Source organism: Roseateles agri (genome assembly GCF_034043675.1).
GTDB lineage: Bacteria > Pseudomonadota > Gammaproteobacteria > Burkholderiales > Burkholderiaceae_C > KK5.
Genome location: NZ_JAXCLA010000001.1, coordinates 358,221 through 382,459 on the forward strand (window position 1 = coordinate 358,221; position 24,239 = coordinate 382,459).

Genomic DNA, 24,239 nt, shown 5'->3' on the forward strand with positions numbered 1-24,239 from the left:
CCTGATGATGGATCTCATCAGTTGTCCGCGGGCCGGAGTATTGACCCGATGTCTGAGCGGGAACAGCCCCATCTTGTGGAACCGTCAGCCGGCCAGCACCACCCTCACCCTCAGTCCCCGCCCGCCATCGGGCCGATCCTCCAAGGTCACGCGGGCACCGCAGGCGCGTGCCGCCTCGCGCACGATGGCGAGGCCCAGGCCCGTGCCTTCGGTACCCGGCGCGGCGCGGAAGAAGCGCTCGAACACCTGCTCGCGCAGCGCCGCGGCGATGCCGGGGCCGTTGTCGTCGACGGTCAGCTGAACTTCGCCGTTATCGAGCTTCGCCAGGCCCACGGTGACGCGGCCGCCTTCGTCGGTGTAGCGCAGCGCGTTGTCGACGAGGTTGGCGACCAGCGCGTCGAGCAGCGCGGGCTGGGCGCGGACGACGAGCGGGCCGTCCGGCGCCTCCAGCCCCAGGTCGATGTTGCGCCGGTCGGCCAGCGCCGCCAGTTGCTCCAGCACGTGCAGCGCCAGCGCTGCCAGGTCGACCGGCTCCGGCGCCACCGCGGCATCGGGCTGCTCGGCCTGGGCGAGCAGCAGCAGCTTGTTGGTCACGGCCACCAGGCGGCGGTTGCTGGCCTGCATCTCGCGCCACATCGCATCCATGTCGGCGCGGCGGCTGGTCCAGTCCTCGTCCTTGCGGTGCGCGCGCGTGTAGCGCGCGAACTCGATCTGGCTGGCCTGCATCGCCAGCGGTGTGCGGAGCTGATGCGCGGCATCGGCGATGAAGCGGCGCTGCGCTTCGGAGTGAGCCCGCAGTTGCTCGGTGAAGGCGTTGAGCGTGTCGGCCACCGGGCGCAGCTCGCGGTGCAGGCCGTCCGTGTCGATCGCCATGTCCAGGTGCAGCGGATCCTTGCGGCGCAGCTGGCGCGACAGACGCATCAGCGGCCGCAGCTCCAGGGTCAGCGCCAGGGTGGCGATGGCGCCGGCCAGCAGCAGCGCGACCAGCAGGTAGACGACGCTGGGCCACCAGAGCTTGAGCCGCATCGCATCGTGGCTGCCGGTGGTCTTGCCGACGGCGATGTCCACCATCTGCGCGCTGCCCAGCTCGTACATCGAGCGCTGGGTGAACACGACGCGCAGCGGTCGGCCCTGGAACTCGGTGTCGTACCACTGCGGCTCGCCGCTGGCGGTCGACTTGGGCGGGCGCGGAAAGTCGGCTGAGCCGGCCAGCAGCCGGCCGTCCTCGTGCGCGCTGACGCTGAGGAAGACCTGGTCGCGCTCGGGCGAAGCGAACAGGCTCAGCGCCGAGGGCGGCACCGTGGCGGCGATGTTGTCGCCCTCCCAGATCAGCCGGTCGGACAGCACCTGGGCGGAGGACAGCAGGTCGTGGTCCTGCACGTAGTCCGCCAGGGCGGTGGCATTGCGCCAGCTGAGCGCCGCGCAGATGCCGACGAACAGCGACATCGGCAGCAGCAGCCAGAGCAGCAGCCGCCAGCGGAGGCTAGGCTTCGTCGTCTTCACGGGTTCTCAGCAGGAAGCCGACGCCGCGCAGCGTGATGATGGTCGCCTGGCTGGCCTCCAGCTTCTTGCGCAGGCGGTGCAGGTAGAGGTCGACCGCGTCGGCGCTGGCCTCTTCGTCGAGGCTGAAGATGGCGTCCTGCAGGGCCTGGCGGGACACGGTGCGGCCGGCCTTCAGCATCAGCGCCTCCAGCAGCGAGCGCTCGCGCGGCGGCAGGGGCAAGTCCTGACCCCTCAAGCCGAACTGGCGCGTGCGCAGGTCGTAGGCGAGGTCGCCGCATACCAGCGTGTTGGCCTTGCCGGGCATCTGGCGCCGCACCATCGCCTGGATGCGTGCCACCAGCTCGCGGATCTCGACCGGCTTGACGAGGTAATCATCCGCGCCGATCTCCAGGCATTGCACCTTCTGATCCAGCGAGGCGCTGGCCGTCAGCACCAGCACCGGCACCGCGTCGCCGCGCTCGCGCAGCCGGCGCAGCACGCCCTTGCCGCTGAGCGCGCCGGGCAGGTTCAGGTCCAGCAGCACCACGTCGTAGGCATGGCCGCGCAGCAGCGCATCGGCCGCCTCACCGTCGGCCACCGGGTCGACGACGAAGCCCTGCTCGCGCAGCAGTTGCGCGAGCCAGCGGGAGAGTTCGGGGCTGTCCTCGATCAGCAGGACTTTCATAGGGATAACCAGTAGATTCTGCGATGCCTGGCGAAAGCCGTTCGAAAGGCGGCGCTCCGTAAGCTGGGCGAGCCTACAACAACATGGAGACACGCTCGATGCGCTTCCCTGCCTATTTCCCTGGCTCATCACGCACGCTGTTCGCTGCCGCCGCGCTCGCCCTGTGCGCTGCCTCCTCTCAGGCCGCCGAGCCGATCATCATCATGGTCGGCGGCATCAACAAGATCATCTACCTGCCCGCCAAGCTGACCGAGGCGCTGGGCTACTTCAAGGAAGAAGGCCTCAACGTCGAGTTGCAGTCGCAGCCGGCTGGCGTGGACGCCGAGAACCAACTGATCGCCGGTGCGGTGCAGGGCGTGGTCGGCTTCTACGACCACACGATCGACCTGCAGAGCAAGGGCAAGGAGATCGAGGCGATCGCAGTGTTCTGCAAGGTGCCGGGCGAGGCCGAGATCGTCTCCACCAAGGCCGCGGCTGCCGGTTTCAAGAGCTTCGCCGATGCCAAGGGCAAGAACTACACGCTGGGCGTGACCGGCCTGGGCTCGTCCACCGACTTCCTGACCCGCTACCTCGCCGAGCGCTCGGGCGTGCCGAGCAAGGACTACACCTTGCTGCCGGTGGGTGCCGGTAACACCTTCATCGCCGCGATCAAGCAGGACCGCATCCAGGCCGGCATGACCACCGAGCCGACGATCTCCGAGGTGCTCAAGAGCGGCGACGGCAAGGTGATGGTGGACCTGCGCAACGAAAAGGACACGATCGCAGCGCTGGGCGGCATCTACCCGGCCGCCAGTCTCTACGTTCAGAACGCGTGGGCCGATGCCCACAAGGCCGAGGCCACCAAGCTGGCCCGCGCCTTCGCCCGCACGATGAAGTGGATCAGCACGCACAGCGCCGCCGAGATCGCCGACAAGATGCCCAAGGACTACTACGGCAACGACAAGGCGCTGTACGTGCAGGCGCTGCAGGCCTCGCTGCCGATGTACACGAACGACGGCCGCATGCCCGCGGGCGGCCCGGAGTCGGTGCTGAAGGTGCTGGCCGCCACCAAGCCGCTGATCAAGGGCAAGAACATCGACTTGTCGAAGACCTACACGAACGCCTTCATCCCGGGAGACATCAAGTGAGCGAGGTCGCCAACAAACCAGCCATCGAATTCGACGACGTCTCCCTGCGCTTCATCTCGCAGGACGGCAACGCCACCGTGGCGCTGCGCAATTTCAGCATGGCCGCGGCCAAGGGCGAATTCATCGCCATCGTCGGCCCCACCGGCTGCGGCAAGAGCACGACGCTGAACATGATCACGGGCCTGCTAAAGCCCACCGTCGGCCAGGTCAGGGTGATGGGCGGCACGGTCGCCGGCATCGACCCGCGCATCGGCTTTGTGTTCCAGGCGGACGCGGTCTTCCCCTGGCGCAGCGTGCTGGACAACGTGGCCGCCGGCCCGATGTTCCGCGGCATGGCCAAGGCGCAGGCGCACGAGCTGGCGCGCGACTGGATCGCCCGCGTGGGCCTGGGCAAGTTCGGCCAGCACTACCCGCACCAGCTCTCCGGCGGCATGCGCAAGCGCGTCGCGCTGGCCCAGACCTTCATCAACAAGCCCGAGATCCTGCTGATGGACGAGCCCTTCTCGGCGCTCGACATGCAGACCCGCACCTTGATGCAGGACGAGCTGCTGAGCCTGTGGGGCCAGAGCGGCGGCTCGGTCGTGTTCGTCACGCACGACATCGAGGAAGCGATCGCGCTGGCGGACCGCGTCTTCGTGCTGTCGGCCCGCCCCGCGCGGCTCAAGCAGGTCTACCAGATCGACCTGCCGCGCCCGCGCGTGATGGCCGAGGTCCGCTACGACCCGCGCTTCATCGAGCTCTCCAAGCAGATCTGGAACGACCTGCGCGACGAAGCCGTTCTGCACTGAACACAACGGAGACAACAACATGACCGACATGGCATTGCCCGCCGTCCTCAGCGACGAAGCGCTGGCGAAAGAATCCGAGGCGGCGCAGGCGAAGATCCGCGGCCGCCGCTACATGATCATCGGCCTGCGCTTCGCGGTGCTGATCATTGCGCTGGGCCTGTGGGAGCTGGCCGCGAACAAGAAGTGGATCGATCCCTTCTTCTACGCCCAGCCCTCCACCATCTGGGCGCAGATCGTCGACTGGGTGCAGAACGGCACCTCGCAGGGCTCGCTGTGGCGCCAGGTGGAGGTGACGCTGGAAGAGACGGTGATCGGCTTCCTGATCGGCTCGGTGGCCGGCGTGTTCTGCGGCATCGTGCTGGGCCGCAACAAGCTGCTGTCCGACGTGTTCAGCCTCTACATCCAGATCGCCAACTCGATCCCGCGCGTGGTGCTGGGCTCGGTCTTCGTGATCGCACTGGGCCTGGGCATGGCGTCGAAGGTGGCACTGGCCGTCGTGATGGTGTTCTTCGTCGTCTTCAACAACGCCTTCCAGGGCGTGCGCGAGGCCGACAAGTACCTGATCGCCAACGCGCAGATCCTCGGCGCCTCGCCGCGCCAGCTGACCACGGCCGTAGTCATCCCGTCGGCGATGTCCTGGATCCTGGCCAGCCTGCACGTGAGCTTCGGCTTCGCGCTGGTGGGCGCGGTGGTGGGCGAGTTCCTCGGCGCCAAGGAAGGCATCGGCCTGCTGATCGCCACGGCGCAGGGTGCGTTCAACGCGGCCGGCGTGTTCGCCGCGATGATCGTGCTCGCCATCGTCGCGCTGGGCGCGGACTTTTTGCTGACGCGACTGGAGAAGCGGCTGCTGAAGTGGCGGCCGGCGAGCTTCTGATCAGAAGCCGAAATTAGAAACCCAGTGACGCCAGCAGGTCGTCCACGTCGTCCTGCTGCAGCGCCTTATCAGGCGTCTGCACGCCTTCCAGCGATTGGTCCTGTTCCACGGCCGCTTCGGCGGCCATCGTCGCGGCCATCGCGTTGGGCAGGCCAGCCAGCACTTCGACCAGCGGCTGCTCGCTGCGCTCCAGCAGCTTGACGACCTTGTTGATCACCTGGCCCGACAGGTCCTGGAAGCCCTGGGCCATCATCAGCTCGGTGTGCAGCGACCGCTCGCGTTCCGCGAAGCCGGCGGCGGTGGCCGCATAGGCGGCACACAGCTTCAGCATCGAGCGGGCGCGCTCCAGCGTCAGCTCCTGCGACAGTGCCTGGCGGCCCAGCATCTCGGACAGGTCGGCGCCCTGGCGGCGCACCTGCTCGGCATCGTCCTGCGCCCGCTCGACCAACTCGAGCACCGTGGTCGCGGCCTGCTCGGTCATCTTGCGGACGTAGGCCAGGCGCTCGCAGGCGTCGGGCAATTCGTGCACAAGCTGCTGCAGGACGGCGGGCGCAGCGGCGCCCTCAAGATGGGATGGCGAGGCGGACATGGGTGTTGCTCCGGCGGCGCGAGGGTCGCCTGGGTTCTTTGCAGGCATCTTATTGGCGTCCGCGAGGGGCCGCGAGCCTGCGCCGCGGCGAAAGGCCAGCTATTTCACAGCGAGGTCAAATTTCGCTCAACCAGCCTGGATTGCCGTGCGGACCTCGGTCAATATCCCGGCGGCCGTATGTTCGACGCGGTTGCGGCCGCCCTCCTTGGCCCGGTACATCGCGGCATCGGCCGCGGCGACGAGGCTCTCGCGCGTGTCGGCGCCACCGACCCGGCCGCCGCGCACGCCGACGCTGATCGTCACGGCGATGTGGTGCGCGCCCCAAGGCGCGGGCGTGCGCTCCACGTCCCCGCGTAGCGCCTCGGCCAGCACCAGCGCGCCCTCCAGCCCGGTGTCAGGCAGCACGACGAGGAACTCCTCGCCGCCGAAGCGCCCAACCAAGTCCTGCGCCCGCAAGCGCTCCCGCAGCGCCTGCGCCACCGAGCGCAGCACGGCATCGCCGGCCGGGTGGCCGTAGTCGTCGTTGACGCGCTTGAAGTGGTCGATGTCGATCAGCAGCACGCTCAGCAGCGCGCCATGCCTCTGCGCGCGCGCCACCGCGTGCGCGAGGTCTTCGCTGATCGCGCGGCGGTTGGCCAGGCCGGTCAGCATGTCCTTCATCGCCATCTCGTAGTTCAGCCGCTCGGCCCGCTCCATCGTCATGTAGACGAAGCCCAGCGCGATGCTCAGCACCGCGCACATCGCCAGCACGAACACCAGCGCCAGCCAGCGCGCGCCGCCGGCCGCCGTGCCAACGCCGATCAGGCCCGAGTACACCGCATAGGCGCGCAGCAGCAGCACGCCGGTCATGCCGCTGTAGGTGCTGAACAGGATGATGCGGCCGCGGCCCTCGATCGGGTAGCGGCGGTCGTACAGAGCGCTCAGCAGCAGGACCATCTGCCCCGCGCACAGTATGTTGATCGAGACCGAGCTGGCTTCCTCGCTGGGCATCAGCGGGCTCAGCAGCACGAACACCAGCACGATCGGCAGCGTCACCTGCCAGCGCCCGACCGGGCCGCGTTGGAAGCGCCGGATGGCCACCAGCATCAGCGAGAGCGAGCCTGAGTACGCGAGGTTGCCAGCGGCCACGGCGACGATCTCGGGCAACAGTTGCCGCAGCGAGAACAGGACGTTGCTGGACGCATAGGCCACCAGCGACAGCGCCAGCGGCCACAGTTCGTGCCCGCGCGGTTGTCCCCAGGCCATCAGGCAGATCCAGAAGCTCATCAGCAGCGTGACGGCAGTCACGACAACGAAGAGGGTGGGAACGTCCAGGGTCATGGTCAGCGCCGCCCGGCCACCCGAAGGCGCTGACGCCCCCCCTCGGGGGACAGCGAACGAAGTGAGCGTGGGGGCCGCATGCCCCATTTTAGGGAACCCGTGTGACTTGTAAGTTAGGCGCCCGTAAGCGCGACGGCGCACTAAGTCACGCCGCAAGCAGGCGTGCGAGCACCGCACGCGTGTCCGCTGGGTCGATCACCGCGTCGATTTCCAGCATCTCGGCCATGCGGACCGCGCGGCCGTCGTCGACCTGGCGCGCCAGCAACTGGTCGAACAGGGCCTGCCGCTGCGGCCCCTCGGGCAGCGCCGCCAGCTCCTTGCGGTAGCCCAGGCGCACCGCGCCTTCGAGCCCCATCGCGCCGAATTCGGCACCCGGCCAGGCCAGGCTCGCCAGCGGCGCATGCAGGCTGCCACCCGCCAGCGCCATCGCGCCCAGCCCGTAGGCGCGGCGCAGCACGACGGCGACGATCGGCTGCGTCATGCGCGCCGCGGCGCGGAACAGGCCGCCGCTGGCGCGCACCTGGCCGAGCGCCTCCGCCTCGGGGCCCACCATGAAGCCGGGCGTATCGACCAGGCTGACGAGCGGCAGGCCCATGGCCTCACAACGCGCCATCCAGTCGGCCGCCTTGGTGGCGGCCGCGGCATCGATGGCGCCGCCGTTGACCGCGCAATTGCTGGCGAGCAGGGCCACCGGCCGGCCCTCGATGCGGGCCAGGAAGGTGAGCACCGCCGCGCCCCACGCGGTCCGCAGTTCCAGCAGCGAGCCCTCGTCGACGAGCCGCGCCACCAGCGGCCGGATTTCGTAGGCACGCAGGCGGTTCGCGGGGATCGCATCGCGCAGCGGCGGCTGGTCGGCCGCCTGCCATCCGGCGACCGTCACCTTCATGCCGAGGAACTGCTGCACCGCACGCACCGCCGCCGCCTCGTCCTCCACCAGCAGGTCGACGACGCCGTTGCCCGCCTGCACCTCGGCCGGGCCGATGGCCTCGGGCGGGTACACGCCCAGGCCGCCGCCCTCCACCATCGCCGGGCCGCCCATGCCGATATTGCTGCCGCGCGTGGCGACGATCAGGTCGCAGCAGGCCAGCAGCGCCGCGTTGCCGGCGAAGCAGCGGCCGGCGGCGATGCCCACCAGCGGCACCTGGCCGGCCAGGCGCGCGAAGCTGGCGAAGGTGGGCACGTGCAGGCCGGCGACGATGGGCATGTCCGTGTCGCCGGGCCGCCCGCCGCCGCCCTCGGCGAACAACACCACCGGCAGGCGGCGCCGCAGCGCGATCTCCAGCATTCGGTCGGTCTTCTGGTGGTTGCGAAAGCCCTGCGTGCCGGCCAGCACCGTGGCGTCATAGGCCAGCACGACCGTCTCCGACCCGCCGACGCGGCCGATGCCGCAGACCATGCCGTCCGCCGGCGTCTGGGCGCGCAGCTCGTCGGCATCTCGGCGGCGCGTCTGCGCGGCGAAGGCCAGGGCGCCGTACTCGACGAAGCTGCCGGGGTCGCACAGGTCCTCGACGTTCTCGCGCGCGCTGCGCAGGCCCAGCGCGTGGCGCTTGGCGATCGCCTCCGGGCGGGCCGTATCCAGCGTCAGGGCCTGGCGGGCACGCCACGCGGCAAGTTCAACTCGTTCGGCCTCGGCTTGCTGCAGCACCGCGGCCGCCGGGCCGGGTTCAAGCGCGGCACCCGGCCGCAGGCGCAACAGCACCTCGCCCTCGCGCACCGACTCGCCGGCGGCGAAGAGCAGCTCGGCAACGACGCCGTCCGCCGGCGCCACCAGCTCGTGCTCCATCTTCATCGCCTCCAGCACCAGCAGCGGCTCGCCACGGCGCAGCGCTTGGCCGGGCTGCACGACGATCTGGACGAGCTGGGCGCTCATCGGGGCCTTGATGTCGAGCATGGGCGGGGTCTCCTCATTCGGTGTCAGCGGCCACTTTAGAGTTGCCAAGCTCACAAGACTGCCGCCGAGATGACAGCGCGCATGGGTAGACTGGGCTCTCCACAAGGGGAGATCCGACGATGAAGTGCAAGTTGCTGCTGGTTCTGCTGGCCCTCGGCGCGGGTGCGCTGGCGCGGGCCGAGTCCGTCGGCGAGGTGGACACCGTGTTCAAGCTGATCGGGCCGGACCACAAGATCGTCGTCGACGCCTACGACGACCCGAAGGTGCAGGGCGTGGCCTGCTATGTGTCGCGCGCCAAGACCGGCGGCATCAAGGGCGCACTGGGCCTGGCGGAGGACAAGTCGGATGCGTCGATCGCCTGCCGCCAGGTCGGGCCGATCAGCATCCCGAAGGCGCTGCCGCAGCAGGAGGAGGTGTTCAACGAGCGCATCTCGCTGGTCTTCAAGCGGCTGCGCATCGTGCGCATGGTCGATGCCAAGCGCAACGCGCTGGTCTACCTCACCTACTCCGACCGCGTGATCGAGGGCTCGCCGAAGAACAGCGTCACCGCCGTGGCGGTGGACCGCGCCACCCCCATCCCCGTCAAGTAGGACGCCCATGCACAGTCCCAGCTATTTCGCGCCGACGCGCTTCGACGACGCCGAGGCCGCGCTGGCCCGCGTGCAGGAGATCTACAACGCCGGCGTCGCTCACCTGCGCGAGGCGCTGCAGCGCTTCGTGGCCGGCGATGACATCGGACCGGTGCGCGCTTGCTATCCCTTCGTGCGCGTCCATACCGACACCGTGCAGCGCGCCGCAGAGTCCAGGCTGGCCTACGGATTCGTCGCCGGCCCGGGCAGCTACGAGACGACGCTGACCGCGCCCCAGCTGTTCGCCGGCTACTACCTGAACCAGTTCCGCCTGCTGCTGGAGAACCACGGCGTGCCGCTGGAGGTGGGCACCAGCCACCAGCCGATCCCGCTGCATTTCGCGCTGGGCGAGCGCGAGCACGTCGAGGGCTCGCTGCCGCCGGCGCGGCGCCAGCTGATGCGCGACATCTTCGACCTGCCCGACCTGGCGGCGATGGACGACGGCATCGCCAACGGCACGCACGAGCCGGGCCCCGGCGCCGCGCAGCCGCTGTCGCTGTTCACCGCGCCGCGCGTCGACTACTCGCTGCAGCGGCTGCGCCACTACACGGGCACCTCGACGGCGCACTTCCAGAACTTCGTGCTGTTCACGAACTACCAGTTCTACATCGACGAGTTCGTGCGCCTGGGCCACGCACTGATGGCGCGCTTGCCCGATCCGGCCAACCCGAGCGAGCTGGACGACTGCATCGCCTTCGTCGAGCCGGGCAATGTGGTGACGCGGCGCGTGGGCAGCGCGGCCGAGCCCGACGACGCGCTGGGCGCCCCGCCGCCGCGCCTGCCGCAGATGCCGGCCTACCACCTGATGCGGCGCGACCGCAGCGGCATCACGATGGTGAACATCGGCGTCGGCCCGGCCAACGCGAAGACGATGAGTGACCACATCGCCGTGCTGCGCCCGCATGCCTGGCTGATGCTGGGCCACTGCGCGGGCCTGCGCAACAAGCAGTCGCTGGGCGACTACGTGCTCGCCCACGCCTACGTGCGCGAGGATCACGTGCTCGACGAGGAACTGCCGCTGTGGGTGCCGATCCCGCCGCTGGCCGAGATCCAGCTGGCGCTGGAGCAGGCCGTGGCGGACGTGACCCAGCTCAGCGGCTTCGAGCTGAAGAAGATCCTGCGCACCGGCACCGTGGCCTCCACCGACAACCGCAACTGGGAGCTGTTGCCGGCCACCGTCGGGGGCGGCCCGCAGCGCCGCTTCAGCCAGAGCCGCGCGATCGCGCTGGACATGGAGAGCGCGACCATCGCCGCCAACGGCTTCCGCTTCCGCGTGCCCTACGGCACCCTGCTGTGCGTCAGCGACAAGCCGCTGCACGGCGAGATCAAGCTGCCCGGCATGGCCGACCAGTTCTACCGCGCCCGCGTGGACCAGCACCTGCAGATCGGCCTGCGCGCCGTCGAGCTGCTGCGCACCGGGCCGATGAGCCAGTTGCACAGCCGCAAGCTGCGCAGCTTCGCCGAGGTGGCGTTCCAGTAGCGGGATCGAGGCGTCATGCATATTGACAATGCCACCCTATTCAGCCTGCTGCTGATCCAGTCGCTGATGGCGGCGGTGGTACTGACCTTGCTGATGGGCGCGCACGCCAGCAAGGCCGCGCGCTGGGGCCAGGCCTCGCTGCTACTGCAGGCGCTGGGCTGGCTGGCGCTGGCGGACGCCGGCGGCGGCTCGGCGCGGCTGTTGCTGAGCCTTGCGATGCTGGCGCTGTCGGCCTCGCTGTCCTGCCTGTGGCGGGCGCTGGCCTTGTGGCTTCAGCCGCGGCCGGGCCAGGTGCTGATGACGGCGGCGCCGGTGCTGATGCCGGCCGTCTACGCCCTGCAGTTCGGCGACACGGCGTTCCGCGTCGGCTGGGCGCACTACTGGCTTGCCTTCCAGCTGCTGATGCTGGCGATCAGCCTGGCCTGGCCCAAGCGGCCCGAGCCCGGCGCGCCGGCCAGCCACCTGCCCGCTGCCGACAACCGGCGCTGGCGCGCGCTGCTGCTGCTGGCGGTGGTGCCGTTGCTCGTGATCTGTCTGCTGCGCGGCAGTCTGGGCCTCGTTGGCCATGCCGCGAGCAGCCCGCTGGACGAACAGCTCGTCAACACCGTGCTGGGCCTGCTGTGCCAGTGGGCGCTGATGCTGATGCTGCTGGCCCTGGTGCTGGCCTGGCGCGGCGAGATCGAGAGCGGCCTGGCGCGACTGGCGCAGACCGACGGCCTGACCGGCCTGGCCGACCGGCGGGCCTTCGTCGGCCGCGCGGCGGACATGATCTCGATGGCGCGGCGCCATGAAGAGCCACTGGCGCTGATGGTGCTGGACATCGACCACCTGAAGGCCCTGAACGCCGCGCACACCCGCGAGGCCGGCGACCGCGCGCTGGCGCTGTTCGGCAGTTGCGTGCAACAGCAGATGCGGCTCGGCGACCTGGCGGGCCGCATCGGCGGCGAGGAGTTCGCCGTGCTGATGGCGCGCGCCGACGCCCAGGGCCCGACGGCGATGGACCGGCGCATGCGCGACGCGCTGGCCACGCGCGCGCCGGCCGAACTGGGCTTCGGCCTGGAGTTCAGCGCCGGCTGGGCGCGGCTGCGCCCCGGCGACCGCAGTGTCGACGACCTGCTGCGCCGGGCCGAGACCGCGCTGTACGAGGCGAAGAAGTCAGGCCGCGCGAAGCTGGTGGCGGAACCCGGGGTCGAGCACGGCTGAGCAACGTTGTGTCTGGTCTGTGCCAGGTTGGCACGGGGATTGCGTAATGCCTTCTGTCCTCGGCTTGCGATCCTCCACGCTCATGTTCAGATCCTCCGTTGCTGCAGTATTCCGCCGCCCCGCCCCCGCCCCCATTCCGGCCACCGTTACCGCTCCCGCCAGCGTCATCGAGATCCACCGCTCCCGCGTGCAGGTGCGCCAGGTCCGCGCCGAGGATCGCCGCTGGCTGCCGGAGCTGGCCGACCTGCTGGTGGACGGCGTCCACCACGGCGCCAGCCTTGGCTTCCTCGCCCCGATGTCGCGCCATGCGGCGCTGGACTACTGGGAGCAGGTGTATGCCAGCCTGGGCCCGAAGCAGGCGCTGTGGATCGCGCTGGAGAGCGACGACGGCCCGCTGCAAGGCTGCCTGCAGTTCACCGGCTGCGCGCAGGCGCACCATCGCGGCGAACTCCGGCAACTGATGGTGCACAGCCGCAGCCGCGGCCGGGGCATCGCCACCCAGTTGCTGAACCGCGCGGAGTGCACGGTACGGGACCTGGGCCGCACGCTGCTGGTGCTGGAAACGCCCGCCGATTCGCAGGCCGAAGCGGTATTCGCCCATCTGGACTGGCAGCGCGCCGGCGAGATCCCCGACTTTAGCGCCTGCGCCGAAGGCCGGCTGCACGCCAGCGCGATGTACTACAAGCGGCTGGAACTGGCGTCGAGCTAACGAGTTATTTCAGCGTCATCAGGCGATCAGCAGGATCTTGCCGACGGTGCCGCGCGCCTCGATCAGCGCATGCGCGGCAGCACCTTCCGACAGCGGGAAGCGCGCGGCCACCGGCACGCGCAAGCGGCCGGACTCGATCAAGCCGAACAGCTCGGCCGCACGGCGCCGGCGCTCCTCGGCACCGGTGAGCACATTCCACAGGTCGCCACCGACGAGTCGCTTGGAGCCATCCATCAAGATGCTTGGCGGCACCGGCGGCGGCGTGCCGCCGGCCATGCCGTAGAAGACCACCGTGCCGCCCGTACGCACCTGGGTCAGCGAATCGAGCACGGTCATGCCGGTGGAGTCGTAGACCACGTCCAGCGGCGGCAGTCCCGTGAGGTCCGGCGCGGCGCCGGGCGGGCTGACGAGCACCTCGGCCGCCTGCCCGCGCAAGACCGCCGCCTTGGCTTCGCTGGAGGTCAGGCCGATCATCCGCGCACCGCGGGCCGCGCCCCACTGCATCAGCAAGCCGCCGACGCCGCCGGCCGCGGCGTGCACCAGCGCCGTTTCGCCGGCCGCCAGCGGATGGCTGTCGCTGGCGAGGAACTGCGCGGTGAGACCCTGCAGCAGCGCCGCGGCGGCCGTCTCCGCATTGATCGTGGCGGGCAGCGGGATCAGGCGCTCGCAGTCGACCGCGGCCAGTTCGGCGTTGGCGAAAGGCGCATCGGCGAAGCCGACCCGGTCACCGGGCGCGAAGCCGCTGCCGGGCGGCGCACTGACGACGACGCCCGCACCCTCGTAGCCGGCGATGTAGGGCGGCGCGCCGCGCAGGTGATAGCGCCCCTGGCGGCGGTAGACGTCGGCGAAGTTCAGGCCGATCGCCTGCAGGCGCACCAGCGCCTGGCCGGGCCCGGGCACCGGGTCGGGCAGTTCGGTCCAGCGCAGGACGTCGGGACCGCCGAATTCAGAGAAGGTCAGTGCTTTCATGGCCCGCATGCTACGGCGGGCGAGTCCCTGGCATCCGATTTGCCTCAGCCAAGCATCCGTTCCCCGGCGTATCCCGACGGCAGAAATCGGCGGTTTAGCGTGAAAGTTAGCAAACACTCTTCGCTGAAGCCCTATGAATTCTTGCTATCACCGCGATACCCCCTCTTGTTTAGCACTCATCTTGGCGGAGTGCTAATATCAACGCCGTGGAACCCAAAAGGTTCGGTTTGCCAAGGAAAGCGAAGCTGACGATGTCTACTTCTTCTACTGCTGCACTGACGGTTCGCGACCCCTGGGCGCTGGTGCCCTCTCTCGGTAACCTGGACGCCTACATCTCGGCCGTGAATCGCCTGCCGCTGCTGACTGCCGAGGAAGAAAACGCCTCGGCCCGCAAGCTGCGCGAATCCGGCGACCTGGAAGCCGCCGGTCGGCTGGTGCTCTCGCACCTGCGTCTGGTCGTGTCCATCTCCCGCCAATACCTGGGCTACGGCCTGCCGCAGGGCGACCTGATCCAGGAAGGCAACGTCGGCCTGATGAAGGCCGTCAAGCGCTTCGACCCGGACCAGGGCGTGCGCCTGGTCAGCTATGCGATGCACTGGATCAAGGCCGAGATCCACGAGTACATCCTGAAGAACTGGCGCATGGTCAAGGTCGCGACGACCAAGGCCCAGCGCAAGCTGTTCTTCAACCTGCGCTCGATGAAGCACAGCATGAAGGAAGGCGTGGCTGACGACCAGACGCACCGGATGAGCCTCACCGAGGCCCAGCTGGAGCAGGTCGCGACGACGCTGAACGTCAAGCGCGAGGAAGTGCTGGAGATGGAAACGCGCCTGTCCGGCGGCGACGTGGCCCTGGAGCCGCAGACCGACGACGACGGCGAGAGCTATGCCCCGATCGCCTACCTGGCCGACGAGACGCAGGAACCGACCCGCGTGCTGGAAGCCCAGGCCCGCGATGCGCTGGCCGGCGACGGCATCACGCGTGCGCTCGATGCACTGGATCCGCGCAGCCGCCGCATCGTGGAAGAGCGCTGGCTGAAGGTCAACGACGATTCCTCGGGCGGCATGACGCTGCACGAGCTGGCCGCCGAGTACGGTGTTTCCGCCGAGCGGATACGCCAGATCGAGGTGGCCGCGATGAAGAAGATGCGCAAGGCGCTGACGCCGGCCTGAGGCGTCGCCAGCAAAGCAGAAGCCCCGCTCAGCGGGGCTTTTTTCATTTCTCGTTCAACAGCGTCTTGACGTCGTCCGCCAGCGCCTGCGCGCCGGAGCCGTAGCGGGTGAACACACGCACCCGGCCCTGCGGATCGAAGATGAAGCTGGCGGCCGTGTGGTCCATCGTGTAGCTGCCCTCGGTCTTGCCGGGCACCTTGGCGTAATAGACCTTGAACTCCTTGGCTGCGGCCTTGGTCTGCTCGTCGCTGCCGCGCAGCGCGACGAAGCTCTTGTCGAAGTTGGCCACATAGGCCTTCAGCAGGTCGGGCGTGTCGCGCTCGGGGTCGATGCTGACGAACACGCCCTGCAGCTTGTCGCCGTCGGCGCCCAGCGAGCGCTTGACCTCGGACAGCTCGGCCATCGTCGTCGGGCAGACGTCGGGGCACTGCGTGTAGCCGAAGAAGACCACGACGACCTTGCCCTTGAAGTCGGCGAGGCTGCGCATGTGGCCGTCGGCATCGGGCAGGCTCAGCGTGCGGGCGTACTCGGCACCGGTCAGGTCCACGCCCTTGAAGGTGGGGGCGGACGAGCTGCCGCCGAACTTGTCGCAGGCGGCCAGGGTCAGGCCAAGTCCAAGGCTCAGCGCGAGGGTCAGGAAGAGTCGTTTCTTGATCATCATGCGATGTAGTGGTCGATCAGCAGCGCCGCGAACAGCAGCGCCAGGTACCAGATCGAGAACCAGAAAGTCTTGCGCGCCAGCATGTCTGAATAGTTTCGCCACAGGCGGATCGCGTAGACGCAGAAAGCCAGGCCCAGCACCACGGCGCTGACCAGGTAGAGCCAGCCGCTCATGCCGGTCAGGAAGGGCAGCAGCGTGGCGGCCAGCAGCACCCAGGTGTAGAGCACGATCTGCAGCTTGGTGTAGTCGGCGCCGTGGGTCACCGGCAGCATCGGCAGGCCGGACTTGCGGTAGTCCTCGGTGCGGTACAGCGCCAGCGCCCAGAAGTGCGGCGGCGTCCACAGGAAGATGATCAGGCACAGCAGCAGCGCCTCGAAGCCGACATCACCGCGCACCGCGGCCCAGCCGAGCACCGGCGGCATCGCGCCGGAGGCGCCGCCGATGACGATGTTCTGCGGCGTCATCGGCTTCAGGATCACCGTGTAGATCACCGCATAGCCGATGAAGGTGGCGAAGGTGAGCCACATCGTCAGCGGGTTGACCGCAAACCAGAGCAAGGCCGAGCCGAGCGCGCAGAGGATGGCCGAGAAGCTCAGCGTCTGCGCATGGCTCAGCTCGCCCTTGGCCGTGGCCCGCCAGGCGGTGCGCTTCATGCGCGCGTCGATCTTCTCCTCGACCAGGCAGTTGAAGGCCGCGGCCGCGCCGGCCACCAGCCAGATGCCGACGGTGGCGGCCAGGATCACACCCCACTCATGGCCCTGCGGCAGGCCGGGAATCGCCAGCGCCATGCCGATGACGGCACAGAAGACGATCAGCTGCACGACGCGCGGCTTGGTCAGTTGGTAGAACTGCTGCCAGCGCGAACTCAGCGGCGCGTGGGTGGCGGGGGAAGTCGAAGACATATCAGGACAGGGTATCGGTATTCAGCGTGCCTGATGCAGGCGCGCCAGTAAAAAGCTCAGCAAGGTCAGCAGCATGGCCGCGCCGCCGGTGTGCGCCAGGGCGGCGACGATGGGCCAATCCAACACGACGTTAGAAACGCCGGAGGCGAGCTGCCAGGCGGCGACCAGCAGCAGGCGGACGGCCCAGCGCTGCGCCTCGGGTCCGGCGCGCCACAACCGCCAGGCGAACAGCAGCAGCGCGGTGAAGACGAGGGCAGCACCGGCGCGGTGGGCCAGGTGGATCGCCGTCAGCGCCGCGAAGGGCAGCCAGCCGCCGTCGGCACCGGTGCCCAGCGGCCGCCACGGCGTAAAGCCCTGGGCGAAGTCGGCCGCCGGCCACCACTGGCCGGCCTGGCAGCTCGGGAACTCGCTGCACGCCAGCACCGCGTAGTTGGTGCTGACCCAGCCGCCGAGCGCCACTTGCAGCAGCGCCAGCGCGAAGACGATCCAGGCGCCGCGGCGCAGGCCAGCCGACAGCGCCAGCGGCTTGGGCTCGTAGGCCTGCGCCTGCCAGGCCAGCAGCATCAGCAGGCCCAGCGCCAAGAGCAGGTGCAGGGTGACGATAGCCGGGAACAGCTTCATCGTCACCGTCCAGGCACCGAAGGCACCCTGCAGGCAGACCCAGGCGAGCGTCAGCGTCGACCACCAGGGCGAGATCGCGCCCTGGTCCCGGTGCTTCCAGCTCAGCGCGCTGAGCACCAGGATCAGGAAGCCCACCGCGCCGGCCAGGTAGCGGTGGACCATCTCGACCCAGGCCTTGTGGTGCGTGACCGGGCCGGTGGGCATCGCGGTCTGCGCGGCGTGGATCTCGTCGTGCGCGGCCAGCGGGTTCGATTGCGCATAGCAGCCGGGCCAGTCGGGGCAGCCGAGGCCGGAGTCGGTCAGGCGCGTGAACGCACCGAACAGCACGAGGTCGAAGGTCAGGAACAGCGTCAGCACCGTCAACGCGCGCAGGCGCCCGGCGGGCGTGGCCGCGCGCGAGCGCTGGCGCCACCACAGCAGCGGGCCGGCGGCGATCAGCGTCGCGAAGGCCAGCAACTGGCCCAGCGGCGCGAGATCGTAGGCTGCGGTGCTTCCCATCACGGTCGCCCCGGTTGGTCCCAGCCCGCGTTGGCCTTCAGCAGCTTGTCGAGGTCCTTCTTGACGTCGAGGGGCGCGGGGCTCGGCGGCGAGCGCAGCATCCAGCGGCCCATCGGGTCGATGACGAAGAAGTGCTCGGCCAGGCCATGGCCGGGCGCCGGCTTCAGCCAGGCCTCGATCTGCGCGCGCGGCGCGCGCAAGACCGTTACCGGCACGCCTTCGGTGACGGCCTTGCGAAGCTCGGGGCGCACGGCGCCGTCGTCGGGGATCAGCCAGAGCTTGTCGATCTTGTCGCGGTCCTTGCCAAACATCTCGCGCAACTGGCGCTGGGCGAACAAGGTCTTCTCGCACGCGGCATCGCAGGCAGCGTCCTGCACCACCGTCAGCAGCCACTGGCCCTTCAGCGATTCGGCCTTGACCGGATGGCCGTCGAGGTCGTGCAGGTCGATCGCTGCGGGCAGGTCCACCGTCGGCATGATGAGGTCGCCGATCGCCCGGCCATGCAGCTTCAGCACGTAGAAGCTGAAGTAGGAGGCGACCACCGGCGCCGCACAGACCAGCACCACCATCAGCATGCCCAGGCGGCCCCGGCGCTTCTGCGCGGAGGCGGTGGCCGGGTCGGGCAGGCTGTGGATGGTCAGCTCGACCGGATCGTCATGGCTGTTGCTGCCGATGTTTCTGCTGCCTGCGGCGGGGTTGGATGAGTTGGAACCAGACATAGAGACCCAGGAACAGCGCGCTCAGCGCAAACCATTGAAATGCGTAGCCGTAGTGTTTTTGCAGGCCCAGATCGGGCGCGGGCCAGTCGCGCGGCAGCGCGGCGGCATCCTCGGCGTCCAGCGGCTGCGTCTGGAAGACGGTCAGCGGCATCAGCGCGAGGCCCGTCTCCTGCGCAAACGCGGCGGACGCCAGATTCTGCCGGATCGAGCCGCCACCCGACGGCGTGAACTCGAACAACCTCGTCGGCGCCACTTCGAGCCGGCCGGTCAGCTCGATTTGGCCGTTAGCGCTCGGCACCGGCGGCAGCTTCGTGCGGTCCTGCATGTCGCGCGGCACCCAGCCGCGCTGCACCAGGATGGCTTCGCGTCGCCCTTCCAGCTGCAGTGGCGTCACGACGTAGAAGCCGACGCGCTCGTGCATCGGCCGGTTCTCGAGGAAGACAGTGCGCTCGGCCAGCCAGCGGCCGCGCAGGCGCACGCCGCGATGGAGCTGGCGCTCCGCATCGACCGTGTCCAGATCGGCATTGCCCAGCGGCGCGAGCTTGGCGCTGCTGTCGATCGCAGCCTGCATCGCGAGCTTCTGCGCTGCGCGGTCGAGCTGCCAGACACCCAGCCGCGCGGTGAGCCCAACGGCGCAGACGGCCGCCAGGAGCACGATCGCCGCATGCCGCCTCACCGCGGCACGCGCGGATAATCCGCGGCCATGAAAGCCATCGTCGTCATCGCCCTCGTCTGCATCCTCGCCGCACTCGCCTCGGCCGGCTTCTTCATGCTGCGCAACAAGACCGGCAAGCGCCAGATGGCGCGCGCGCTGACGGTGCGGATCGGCGTCTCGGTGGCCTTGTTCCTGTTCATCCTGTTGAGCTGGAAGATGGGCTGGATCGAGCCGCACGGGCTCGAGCTGCAGCAACGCTAAGCGTCATCATCGGAAATGCAAAGGGCGCCGCGAGGGCGCCCTGCGAAGTCACGGTGCAGTGACTTACATCCAGTAGACGACGATGTAGAGGCCCAGCCAGACCACGTCCACGAAGTGCCAGTACCAGGCGGCACCTTCGAAACCGAAGTGGTGATCCGGCGTGAAGTGGCCCTTCATCAGGCGGAAGGTCATCACCAGCAGCATCAGCATGCCGACGAACACGTGGAAGCCGTGGAAGCCGGTCAGCATGAAGAAGGTGGAGCCGAAGATGCCGGAGCTGAGCTTCAGGTTCAGCTCGGTGTAGGCATGGTGGTACTCGACGCCCTGGCAGATCAGGAAGGCGATGCCCAGCAGCACGGTGATCCACATGAAGCCGATCGTCTTGCTGCGGTTGTTGTCCAGCAGCGCGTGGTGGGCGATCGTCAGCGTCACGCCGGAGGTCAGCAGCAGCGCGGTGTTCAGCGTCGGCAGCGGCCAGGGGCCGACCGTCGAGAAGGGCTCGGTGACACCGGCCGGCGAGGCCGTGATGCCGGGCGCCATGCTGGGCCACAGGGCCTTGAAGTCAGGCCACAGCAGCTGGTTCTCGAGGCTGCCGAGGTTGGGCACCGAGTGCACCCGGGCCCAGTACAGCGCACCGAAGAAGGCGCCGAAGAACATCACCTCCGAGAAGATGAACCAACCCATGCTCCAGCGGTAGGAGACATCGATGCGCTGGCTGTACTGGCCGCCTTCGCTCTCGGAGATCGCGTCGCCGAACCACTGCTTCAGCACGAACAGCCACCACAGCAGGCCGAACAGCAACGAGTACGCGCCCCAGCCTGCACCGTTCACCCACTGGCTGGCGCCGAGGATCACGAAGAACAGGCCGATCGCGGCCATCACCGGATGCCGCGAGGGCGCCGGGACGAAGTAGTAAGGGGCGTGGCCCGTGTGGGTCGATGACGACATCGTTGTCTACTCCTCGAACTTGCTTGCTTGTTTAGTCAGTTGTCTTGTTGAACAGCAACATTCAGCTTCCAGCCACGCCGCTGCCGATCACCCACTGGACCAGCAGGACCAGCAGCAGCACGAACAGCGCCGCGCCGATCACCCCGGCGATGATCACGTGGACCGGATTGAGCCGCGCCACGTCCTTCTCGTAGTCCGCGCCGCGGCGCACGCCGAAGAAGGACCAGGCCACCGCACGCGCCGTCTGCAGGAACGAACCCGGTCGCGCCACGGCTTCCTTCAGGTCGTCGCCGGCCTTGATGTCGTCGCCGCTCATAGCTTCTTCGGTGCCAGCACCACGGCACCGGCCTGCTTCTGATCGCCCTTGCCAGCCACCTCGAAGAAGGTGTACGACAGGGTGATCGTCTTCACGTCCTTGGGCAGCTTCGGGTCGACGAAGAACACGACCGGCCACTGCTTGGATTCGCCCGGTTGCAGCGTGTATTCGTTGAAGCAGAAGCACTCCAGCTTGGTGAAGTGCGCCTGCGCCTGCGACGGGGCATAGCTCGGAATGGCCTGCGCGGACATCACGCGGTTCTGCACGTTCTTGAACTCGTACATCACCGTGGTGAGCTGGCCCGGATGCACCGTCAGGTGCCGCACGGCTGGATGGAACTCCCAGGGGCCGCGGCTGTTGGCATCGAACTCGATGTCGACGTTGCGGCTCGTGTCCACCTGCGTGTTCTTCACCGGCGAGGACTCGCTCGCGTTCTGCAGTTCGGACAGCGACAGCACATTGATGCCCAGAGCGCTGCACACCGACTTGTACAGCGGCACCATCGCATAGCCGAAGCCGCCCATCAGCACCACGACGACCAGCAGCTTGGCGGTCATCGTCAGGTTGTCGCGGCGCAGCGCGCGGGAGAGACTGAGGCGGGCGGTGCTCATGCAGCGGGCCTCAGAAACCGAACGCCGCGATCTTGGCGACGAAACCGACGCCGAAGATCACTGCCACCGACGCCAGGATCAGCGCCAGGCGCAGGTTCTTTCGGCGTTGCTCGGGTGTCGGGCGCATCGTGTATCAGCCGATGATGCGGGTCGCGGTGCGATCCAGCTTCGGCGGAGTTTCGAAGGTATGGAACGGTGCCGGCGACGGGATTTCCCACTCCAGGCCTTCGGCGGCTTCCCAGGGCTTCTGCGGAGCCTTCTCACCCTTGCCGCGCATCATCGGCACGACGACGAACAGGAAGAAGTACACCTGCATCAGGCCGAAACCGAAGGCGCCGACCGAGGCGATCTCGTTGAAGTTGGTGAACTGCATCGGGTAGTCGGCATAGCGACGCGGCATGCCGGCCAGACCCAGGAAGTGCATCGGGAAGAAGGTCACGTTGAAGAAGATCAGCGAACCCCAGAAGTGGATCTTGCCGCGGGTCTCCGAATACATCGTGCCGGTCCACTTCGGGCCCCAGTAGTAGACGCCGGCGAACATCGAGAACAGCGAGCCGGCCACCAGCACGTAGTGGAAGTGGGCGACGACGTAGTAGGTGTCCTGCAGCTGGATGTCCACCGGTGCCATCGCGAGGATCAGGCCGGTGAAGCCGCCCATCGTGAACACGAAGATGAAGCCGACGGCGAACAGCATCGGCGTCTCGAAGGTCATCGAGCCGCGCCACATCGTGGCCAGCCAGTTGAAGATCTTCACGCCGGTCGGCACCGCGATCAGCATCGTCGCGTACATGAAGAACAGCTGGCCCGTCACCGGCATGCCGGTGGCGAACATGTGGTGCGCCCAGACGATGAAGGACAGGATCGCGATCGAGGCCGTGGCGTAGACCATCGAGGCATAGCCGAACAGGCGCTTGCGAGCGAAGGCCGGCACGATGGCGCTGATGATGCCGAAGGCCGGCAAGATCATGATGTAGACCTCGGGGTGGCCGAAGAACCAGAAGATGTGCTGGTACATCACCGGGTCACCGCCGCCGGCGGGGTTGAAGAAGCTGGTGCCGAAGTGGCGGTCGGTCAGCGTCATCGTGATGGCGCCGGCGAGCACCGGCATCACAGCGATCAGCAGGTAGGCGGTGATCAGCCAGGTCCAGGCGAACATCGGCATCTTCATCAAGGTCATGCCCGGAGCGCGCATGTTCAGGATGGTGACGATGATGTTGATCGAGCCCATGATCGACGAGGCGCCGAGGATGTGCATCGCGAAGATGCCGCCGTCCATCGACGGGCCCATCTGCAGGGTCAGCGGCGCGTACAGCGTCCAGCCCGCGGCGGGGGCGCCGCCGGGCATGAAGAAGGAGCTGACCAGCATGATCGCGGCGGGGATCATCAGCCAGAAGCTGAAGTTGTTCATCCGCGCGAAGGCCATGTCGGACGCACCGATCTGCAGCGGGATCATCCAGTTCGCGAAGCCGACGAAGGCCGGCATGATCGCGCCGAACACCATGATCAGGCCGTGCATCGTGGTGAACTGGTTGAACAGTTCGGGATTGAAGAACTGCAGACCCGGATGGAACAACTCGGCGCGGATGCACAGCGCCAGCACACCGCCGATCATCAGCATCGTGAACGAGAACAGCAGGTACAGCGTCCCGATGTCCTTGTGATTGGTGGCGAAGACCCAACGGCGCCAGCCTGTCGGCGCGTGGTGATCGTCGTGATGGTGGTCGTGGACGTCGTCGTGACCCAGCACTGCACTCATGTCGATTCCTTAGCGTGTTTCGTCACTGACGGGTTACTTGCTGCGCTCGGCCAGCACTTCGGCCGGCTGCACCAGTTGGCCCGTCTTGTTGGACCAGCTGTTCTTCGTGTAGGTGATCACGGCGGCGAGGTCGGTGTCGCTGAGCGCCTTCCACGAGGGCATGCCCTTGTCCATGCGGCCGTGCAGCACGACGTCGATCTGGTCGAGGTGCTTGTCGGACAGCACGACCGGCGAGGCGTCAAGCGGCTTCACCGGGCCAGCGCCCTTGCCGTTGGGCTGGTGGCACACCGCGCAGTTGGCGGCGTAGACCTTCTCGCCGCGCGCCATCAGCGGCGACAACTCCCAGACCTTGCTCGGATCATCGGCCTTGGCCGCGATTTCCTTCATCTTGCCAGCCACCCAGGCGCTGTAGTCCGCAGCGGACAGCACCTTCACGTGGATCGGCATGTAGGCGTGTTCCTTGCCGCAGAGCTCCACGCACTGGCCGTAGTAGTCACCGACCTTCTCGGCCTTGAACCAGGTGTCGCGCACGAAGCCCGGCACCGCATCCTGCTTGACGCCGAAGGCCGGCACGCCCCAGGAGTGGATGACGTCGTTGGCGGTCGTGATGATGCGGACCTTCTTGTCCACCGGCACGACCAGCGGGTTGTCCACCTTCAGCAGGTAGTTGTCGACCGGCTCGGGCTTGCCGCTATTGGAGGACTCGCGCTGCCCGACGTCCAGCGTGGACAGGAAGCCGATGCCCTCGCCCTCGCCCTTCAGGTAGTCGTAGCCCCACTTCCACTGGTAGCCGGTGGTCTTGATGGTGAGGTCGGCGTTGGTCGTGTCCTTCATCGCGACGACGACCTTGGTCGCCGGCAGCGCCATCAGGATCACGATGACGAAGGGAACGACGGTCCAGGCGATCTCGACGGCCACGCTTTCATGGAAGGTCGCCGACACCGCACCCTTGCTCTTGCGATGCTTGAAGATCGAATAGAACATCACGCCGAACACGGCGAGGAAGATCACCAGGCAGATGATGAGCATGAAGTTGTGCAGCCACATCTGATCGTGCGCGATCCGGGTGACCGGCTCCTGCAGATTCAGCTGGTCGACTCCCGGGCCGCCCTTCAGGTCGTTGACTGCCAGCGCCGATTGGGCCGCCAGCATGGCGCCCAGTGCCCCGGCCAGTTGTCCCCATTTGCGCCCGGCCCGATGCACTCGTGCGTTCATCATCGTCATGGTCGTCACTTCTGTTTCAAATTCAAGCCACGAACAATGCGGCAGGAACCTGGATTCACTGCCGCACCGTTCTTCGAATTCCATCGATCGCGCCCCGATTCTTCGTCGGGATCGACCCTCGCATGAGAACAACTTATGCAGGGTAACGA

General features: G+C 68.0%; 26 protein-coding genes. 9 read left to right on the top strand and 17 right to left on the bottom strand.

Translation table 11 applies throughout. The annotated features are described in order from the left end of the window. Positions 1 to 84: 84 nt before the first annotated feature. Together SNE35_RS01670 and SNE35_RS01675 are read right to left on the bottom strand one after the other, a co-directional pair. Positions 85 to 1,503 carry a sensor histidine kinase gene (locus SNE35_RS01670; protein WP_320421045.1) on the bottom strand — a complete coding sequence of 473 codons (1,419 nt, stop codon included), beginning with the start codon at positions 1,501 to 1,503 and terminating at the stop codon, positions 85 to 87. Further along, complete coding sequence (locus SNE35_RS01675; protein WP_320421046.1) at positions 1,484 to 2,167, bottom strand: response regulator transcription factor; 684 nt, start codon at positions 2,165 to 2,167, stop codon at positions 1,484 to 1,486. The genes SNE35_RS01670 and SNE35_RS01675 overlap by 20 nt, the downstream gene beginning before the upstream one ends. Positions 2,168 to 2,265: 98 nt before the next feature. On the opposite strand from SNE35_RS01675, the gene SNE35_RS01680 reads away from it, so the two are divergent. The 3 genes from SNE35_RS01680 to SNE35_RS01690 are packed head-to-tail and all read left to right on the top strand — an operon-like array spanning position 2,266 to position 4,956. Then, entirely contained in the window at positions 2,266 to 3,294 is a 1,029-nt protein-coding gene (locus tag SNE35_RS01680; RefSeq protein WP_320421047.1) for an ABC transporter substrate-binding protein, read from the top strand. Continuing rightward, a complete protein-coding gene (locus SNE35_RS01685) occupies positions 3,291 to 4,082 on the top strand; it encodes an ABC transporter ATP-binding protein (protein ID WP_320421048.1) in 792 nt (263 codons plus the stop codon). Before SNE35_RS01680 ends, SNE35_RS01685 begins: the two co-directional genes overlap by 4 nt. Before the next feature lie 19 nt (positions 4,083 to 4,101). After that, positions 4,102 to 4,956, top strand: coding sequence for an ABC transporter permease (locus SNE35_RS01690; RefSeq protein WP_431312696.1), 855 nt, complete (start codon positions 4,102 to 4,104; stop codon positions 4,954 to 4,956). 13 nt (positions 4,957 to 4,969) lie between these two features. Here the strand turns inward: SNE35_RS01690 and SNE35_RS01695 are convergent, their stop codons facing one another. The 3 genes from SNE35_RS01695 to SNE35_RS01705 form a co-directional block, all read right to left on the bottom strand. Next, positions 4,970 to 5,545: a protein phosphatase CheZ gene (locus tag SNE35_RS01695; protein WP_320421049.1), complete on the bottom strand. Its 576-nt coding sequence runs from the start codon at positions 5,543 to 5,545 to the stop codon at positions 4,970 to 4,972. 126 nt (positions 5,546 to 5,671) lie between these two features. Continuing rightward, a complete protein-coding gene (locus tag SNE35_RS01700) occupies positions 5,672 to 6,865 on the bottom strand; it encodes a GGDEF domain-containing protein (protein ID WP_320421050.1) in 1,194 nt (397 codons plus the stop codon). A gap of 145 nt (positions 6,866 to 7,010) precedes the next feature. Continuing rightward, the gene (locus tag SNE35_RS01705; protein ID WP_320421597.1) at positions 7,011 to 8,747 is read right to left on the bottom strand and encodes a carboxyl transferase domain-containing protein; all 1,737 of its coding nucleotides are present in this window, start codon (positions 8,745 to 8,747) and stop codon (positions 7,011 to 7,013) included. A 128-nt stretch (positions 8,748 to 8,875) separates the two neighbouring features. On the opposite strand from SNE35_RS01705, the gene SNE35_RS01710 reads away from it, so the two are divergent. The 4 genes from SNE35_RS01710 (at position 8,876) to SNE35_RS01725 (ending at position 12,777) form a co-directional block, all read left to right on the top strand. Then, positions 8,876 to 9,346: a CreA family protein gene (locus SNE35_RS01710; RefSeq protein WP_320421051.1), complete on the top strand. Its 471-nt coding sequence runs from the start codon at positions 8,876 to 8,878 to the stop codon at positions 9,344 to 9,346. Between the two features lie 7 nt (positions 9,347 to 9,353). Then, a complete protein-coding gene (locus SNE35_RS01715) occupies positions 9,354 to 10,865 on the top strand; it encodes an AMP nucleosidase (protein WP_320421052.1) in 1,512 nt (503 codons plus the stop codon). A 15-nt stretch (positions 10,866 to 10,880) separates the two neighbouring features. Next, a complete protein-coding gene (locus SNE35_RS01720) occupies positions 10,881 to 12,068 on the top strand; it encodes a GGDEF domain-containing protein (protein ID WP_320421053.1) in 1,188 nt (395 codons plus the stop codon). Between the two features lie 82 nt (positions 12,069 to 12,150). Continuing rightward, positions 12,151 to 12,777: a GNAT family N-acetyltransferase gene (locus SNE35_RS01725; RefSeq protein WP_320421054.1), complete on the top strand. Its 627-nt coding sequence runs from the start codon at positions 12,151 to 12,153 to the stop codon at positions 12,775 to 12,777. Positions 12,778 to 12,795: 18 nt separating this feature from the next. On the opposite strand, the gene SNE35_RS01730 is transcribed toward SNE35_RS01725, so the two are convergent. Beyond that, a complete protein-coding gene (locus tag SNE35_RS01730; RefSeq protein WP_320421055.1) occupies positions 12,796 to 13,746 on the bottom strand; it encodes a quinone oxidoreductase family protein in 951 nt (316 codons plus the stop codon). Between the two features lie 251 nt (positions 13,747 to 13,997). On the opposite strand from SNE35_RS01730, the gene rpoH reads away from it, so the two are divergent. Further along, positions 13,998 to 14,918: an RNA polymerase sigma factor RpoH gene (gene rpoH, locus SNE35_RS01735; RefSeq protein ID WP_320421056.1), complete on the top strand. Its 921-nt coding sequence runs from the start codon at positions 13,998 to 14,000 to the stop codon at positions 14,916 to 14,918. A gap of 43 nt (positions 14,919 to 14,961) precedes the next feature. On the opposite strand, the gene SNE35_RS01740 is transcribed toward rpoH, so the two are convergent. The 5 genes from SNE35_RS01740 to SNE35_RS01760 are packed head-to-tail and all read right to left on the bottom strand — an operon-like array spanning position 14,962 to position 18,974. Beyond that, positions 14,962 to 15,579: an SCO family protein gene (locus tag SNE35_RS01740; protein WP_320421057.1), complete on the bottom strand. Its 618-nt coding sequence runs from the start codon at positions 15,577 to 15,579 to the stop codon at positions 14,962 to 14,964. After that, a complete protein-coding gene (gene cyoE / locus SNE35_RS01745) occupies positions 15,576 to 16,481 on the bottom strand; it encodes a heme o synthase (RefSeq protein ID WP_320421058.1) in 906 nt (301 codons plus the stop codon). The genes SNE35_RS01740 and cyoE overlap by 4 nt, the downstream gene beginning before the upstream one ends. A 21-nt stretch (positions 16,482 to 16,502) precedes the next feature. Further along, on the bottom strand, positions 16,503 to 17,600 hold the full coding sequence (locus tag SNE35_RS01750; RefSeq protein ID WP_320421059.1) for a COX15/CtaA family protein: 1,098 nt from the start codon (positions 17,598 to 17,600) through the stop codon (positions 16,503 to 16,505). Next, positions 17,600 to 18,319 (bottom strand): SCO family protein, encoded by a 720-nt coding sequence (locus SNE35_RS01755; protein WP_320421060.1) that lies wholly within the window; start codon positions 18,317 to 18,319, stop codon positions 17,600 to 17,602. The genes SNE35_RS01750 and SNE35_RS01755 overlap by 1 nt, the downstream gene beginning before the upstream one ends. Continuing rightward, positions 18,255 to 18,974 (bottom strand): SURF1 family protein, encoded by a 720-nt coding sequence (locus tag SNE35_RS01760; RefSeq protein WP_320421061.1) that lies wholly within the window; start codon positions 18,972 to 18,974, stop codon positions 18,255 to 18,257. The genes SNE35_RS01755 and SNE35_RS01760 overlap by 65 nt, the downstream gene beginning before the upstream one ends. Before the next feature lie 48 nt (positions 18,975 to 19,022). Here SNE35_RS01760 and SNE35_RS01765 point away from each other — a divergent pair, with 48 nt between their 5' ends. Further along, positions 19,023 to 19,235, top strand: coding sequence for a DUF2909 domain-containing protein (locus SNE35_RS01765; protein ID WP_320421062.1), 213 nt, complete (start codon positions 19,023 to 19,025; stop codon positions 19,233 to 19,235). Positions 19,236 to 19,298: 63 nt separating this feature from the next. On the opposite strand, the gene SNE35_RS01770 is transcribed toward SNE35_RS01765, so the two are convergent. The 6 genes from SNE35_RS01770 to coxB form a co-directional block, all read right to left on the bottom strand. Continuing rightward, positions 19,299 to 20,183 carry a cytochrome c oxidase subunit 3 gene (locus SNE35_RS01770; RefSeq protein WP_320421063.1) on the bottom strand — a complete coding sequence of 295 codons (885 nt, stop codon included), beginning with the start codon at positions 20,181 to 20,183 and terminating at the stop codon, positions 19,299 to 19,301. Positions 20,184 to 20,244: 61 nt separating this feature from the next. After that, on the bottom strand, positions 20,245 to 20,499 hold the full coding sequence (locus SNE35_RS01775) for a DUF2970 domain-containing protein (protein ID WP_320421064.1): 255 nt from the start codon (positions 20,497 to 20,499) through the stop codon (positions 20,245 to 20,247). After that, entirely contained in the window at positions 20,496 to 21,110 is a 615-nt protein-coding gene (locus tag SNE35_RS01780; RefSeq protein WP_320421065.1) for a cytochrome c oxidase assembly protein, read from the bottom strand. Before SNE35_RS01780 ends, SNE35_RS01775 begins: the two co-directional genes overlap by 4 nt. A gap of 10 nt (positions 21,111 to 21,120) precedes the next feature. Beyond that, a complete protein-coding gene (locus tag SNE35_RS01785) occupies positions 21,121 to 21,237 on the bottom strand; it encodes a cytochrome oxidase small assembly protein (protein WP_320421066.1) in 117 nt (38 codons plus the stop codon). A 6-nt stretch (positions 21,238 to 21,243) separates the two neighbouring features. Further along, a complete protein-coding gene (gene ctaD / locus SNE35_RS01790) occupies positions 21,244 to 22,866 on the bottom strand; it encodes a cytochrome c oxidase subunit I (RefSeq protein ID WP_320421067.1) in 1,623 nt (540 codons plus the stop codon). A gap of 33 nt (positions 22,867 to 22,899) precedes the next feature. Continuing rightward, a complete protein-coding gene (coxB, locus tag SNE35_RS01795) occupies positions 22,900 to 24,090 on the bottom strand; it encodes a cytochrome c oxidase subunit II (protein ID WP_431312697.1) in 1,191 nt (396 codons plus the stop codon). Positions 24,091 to 24,239: the final 149 nt, after the last annotated feature.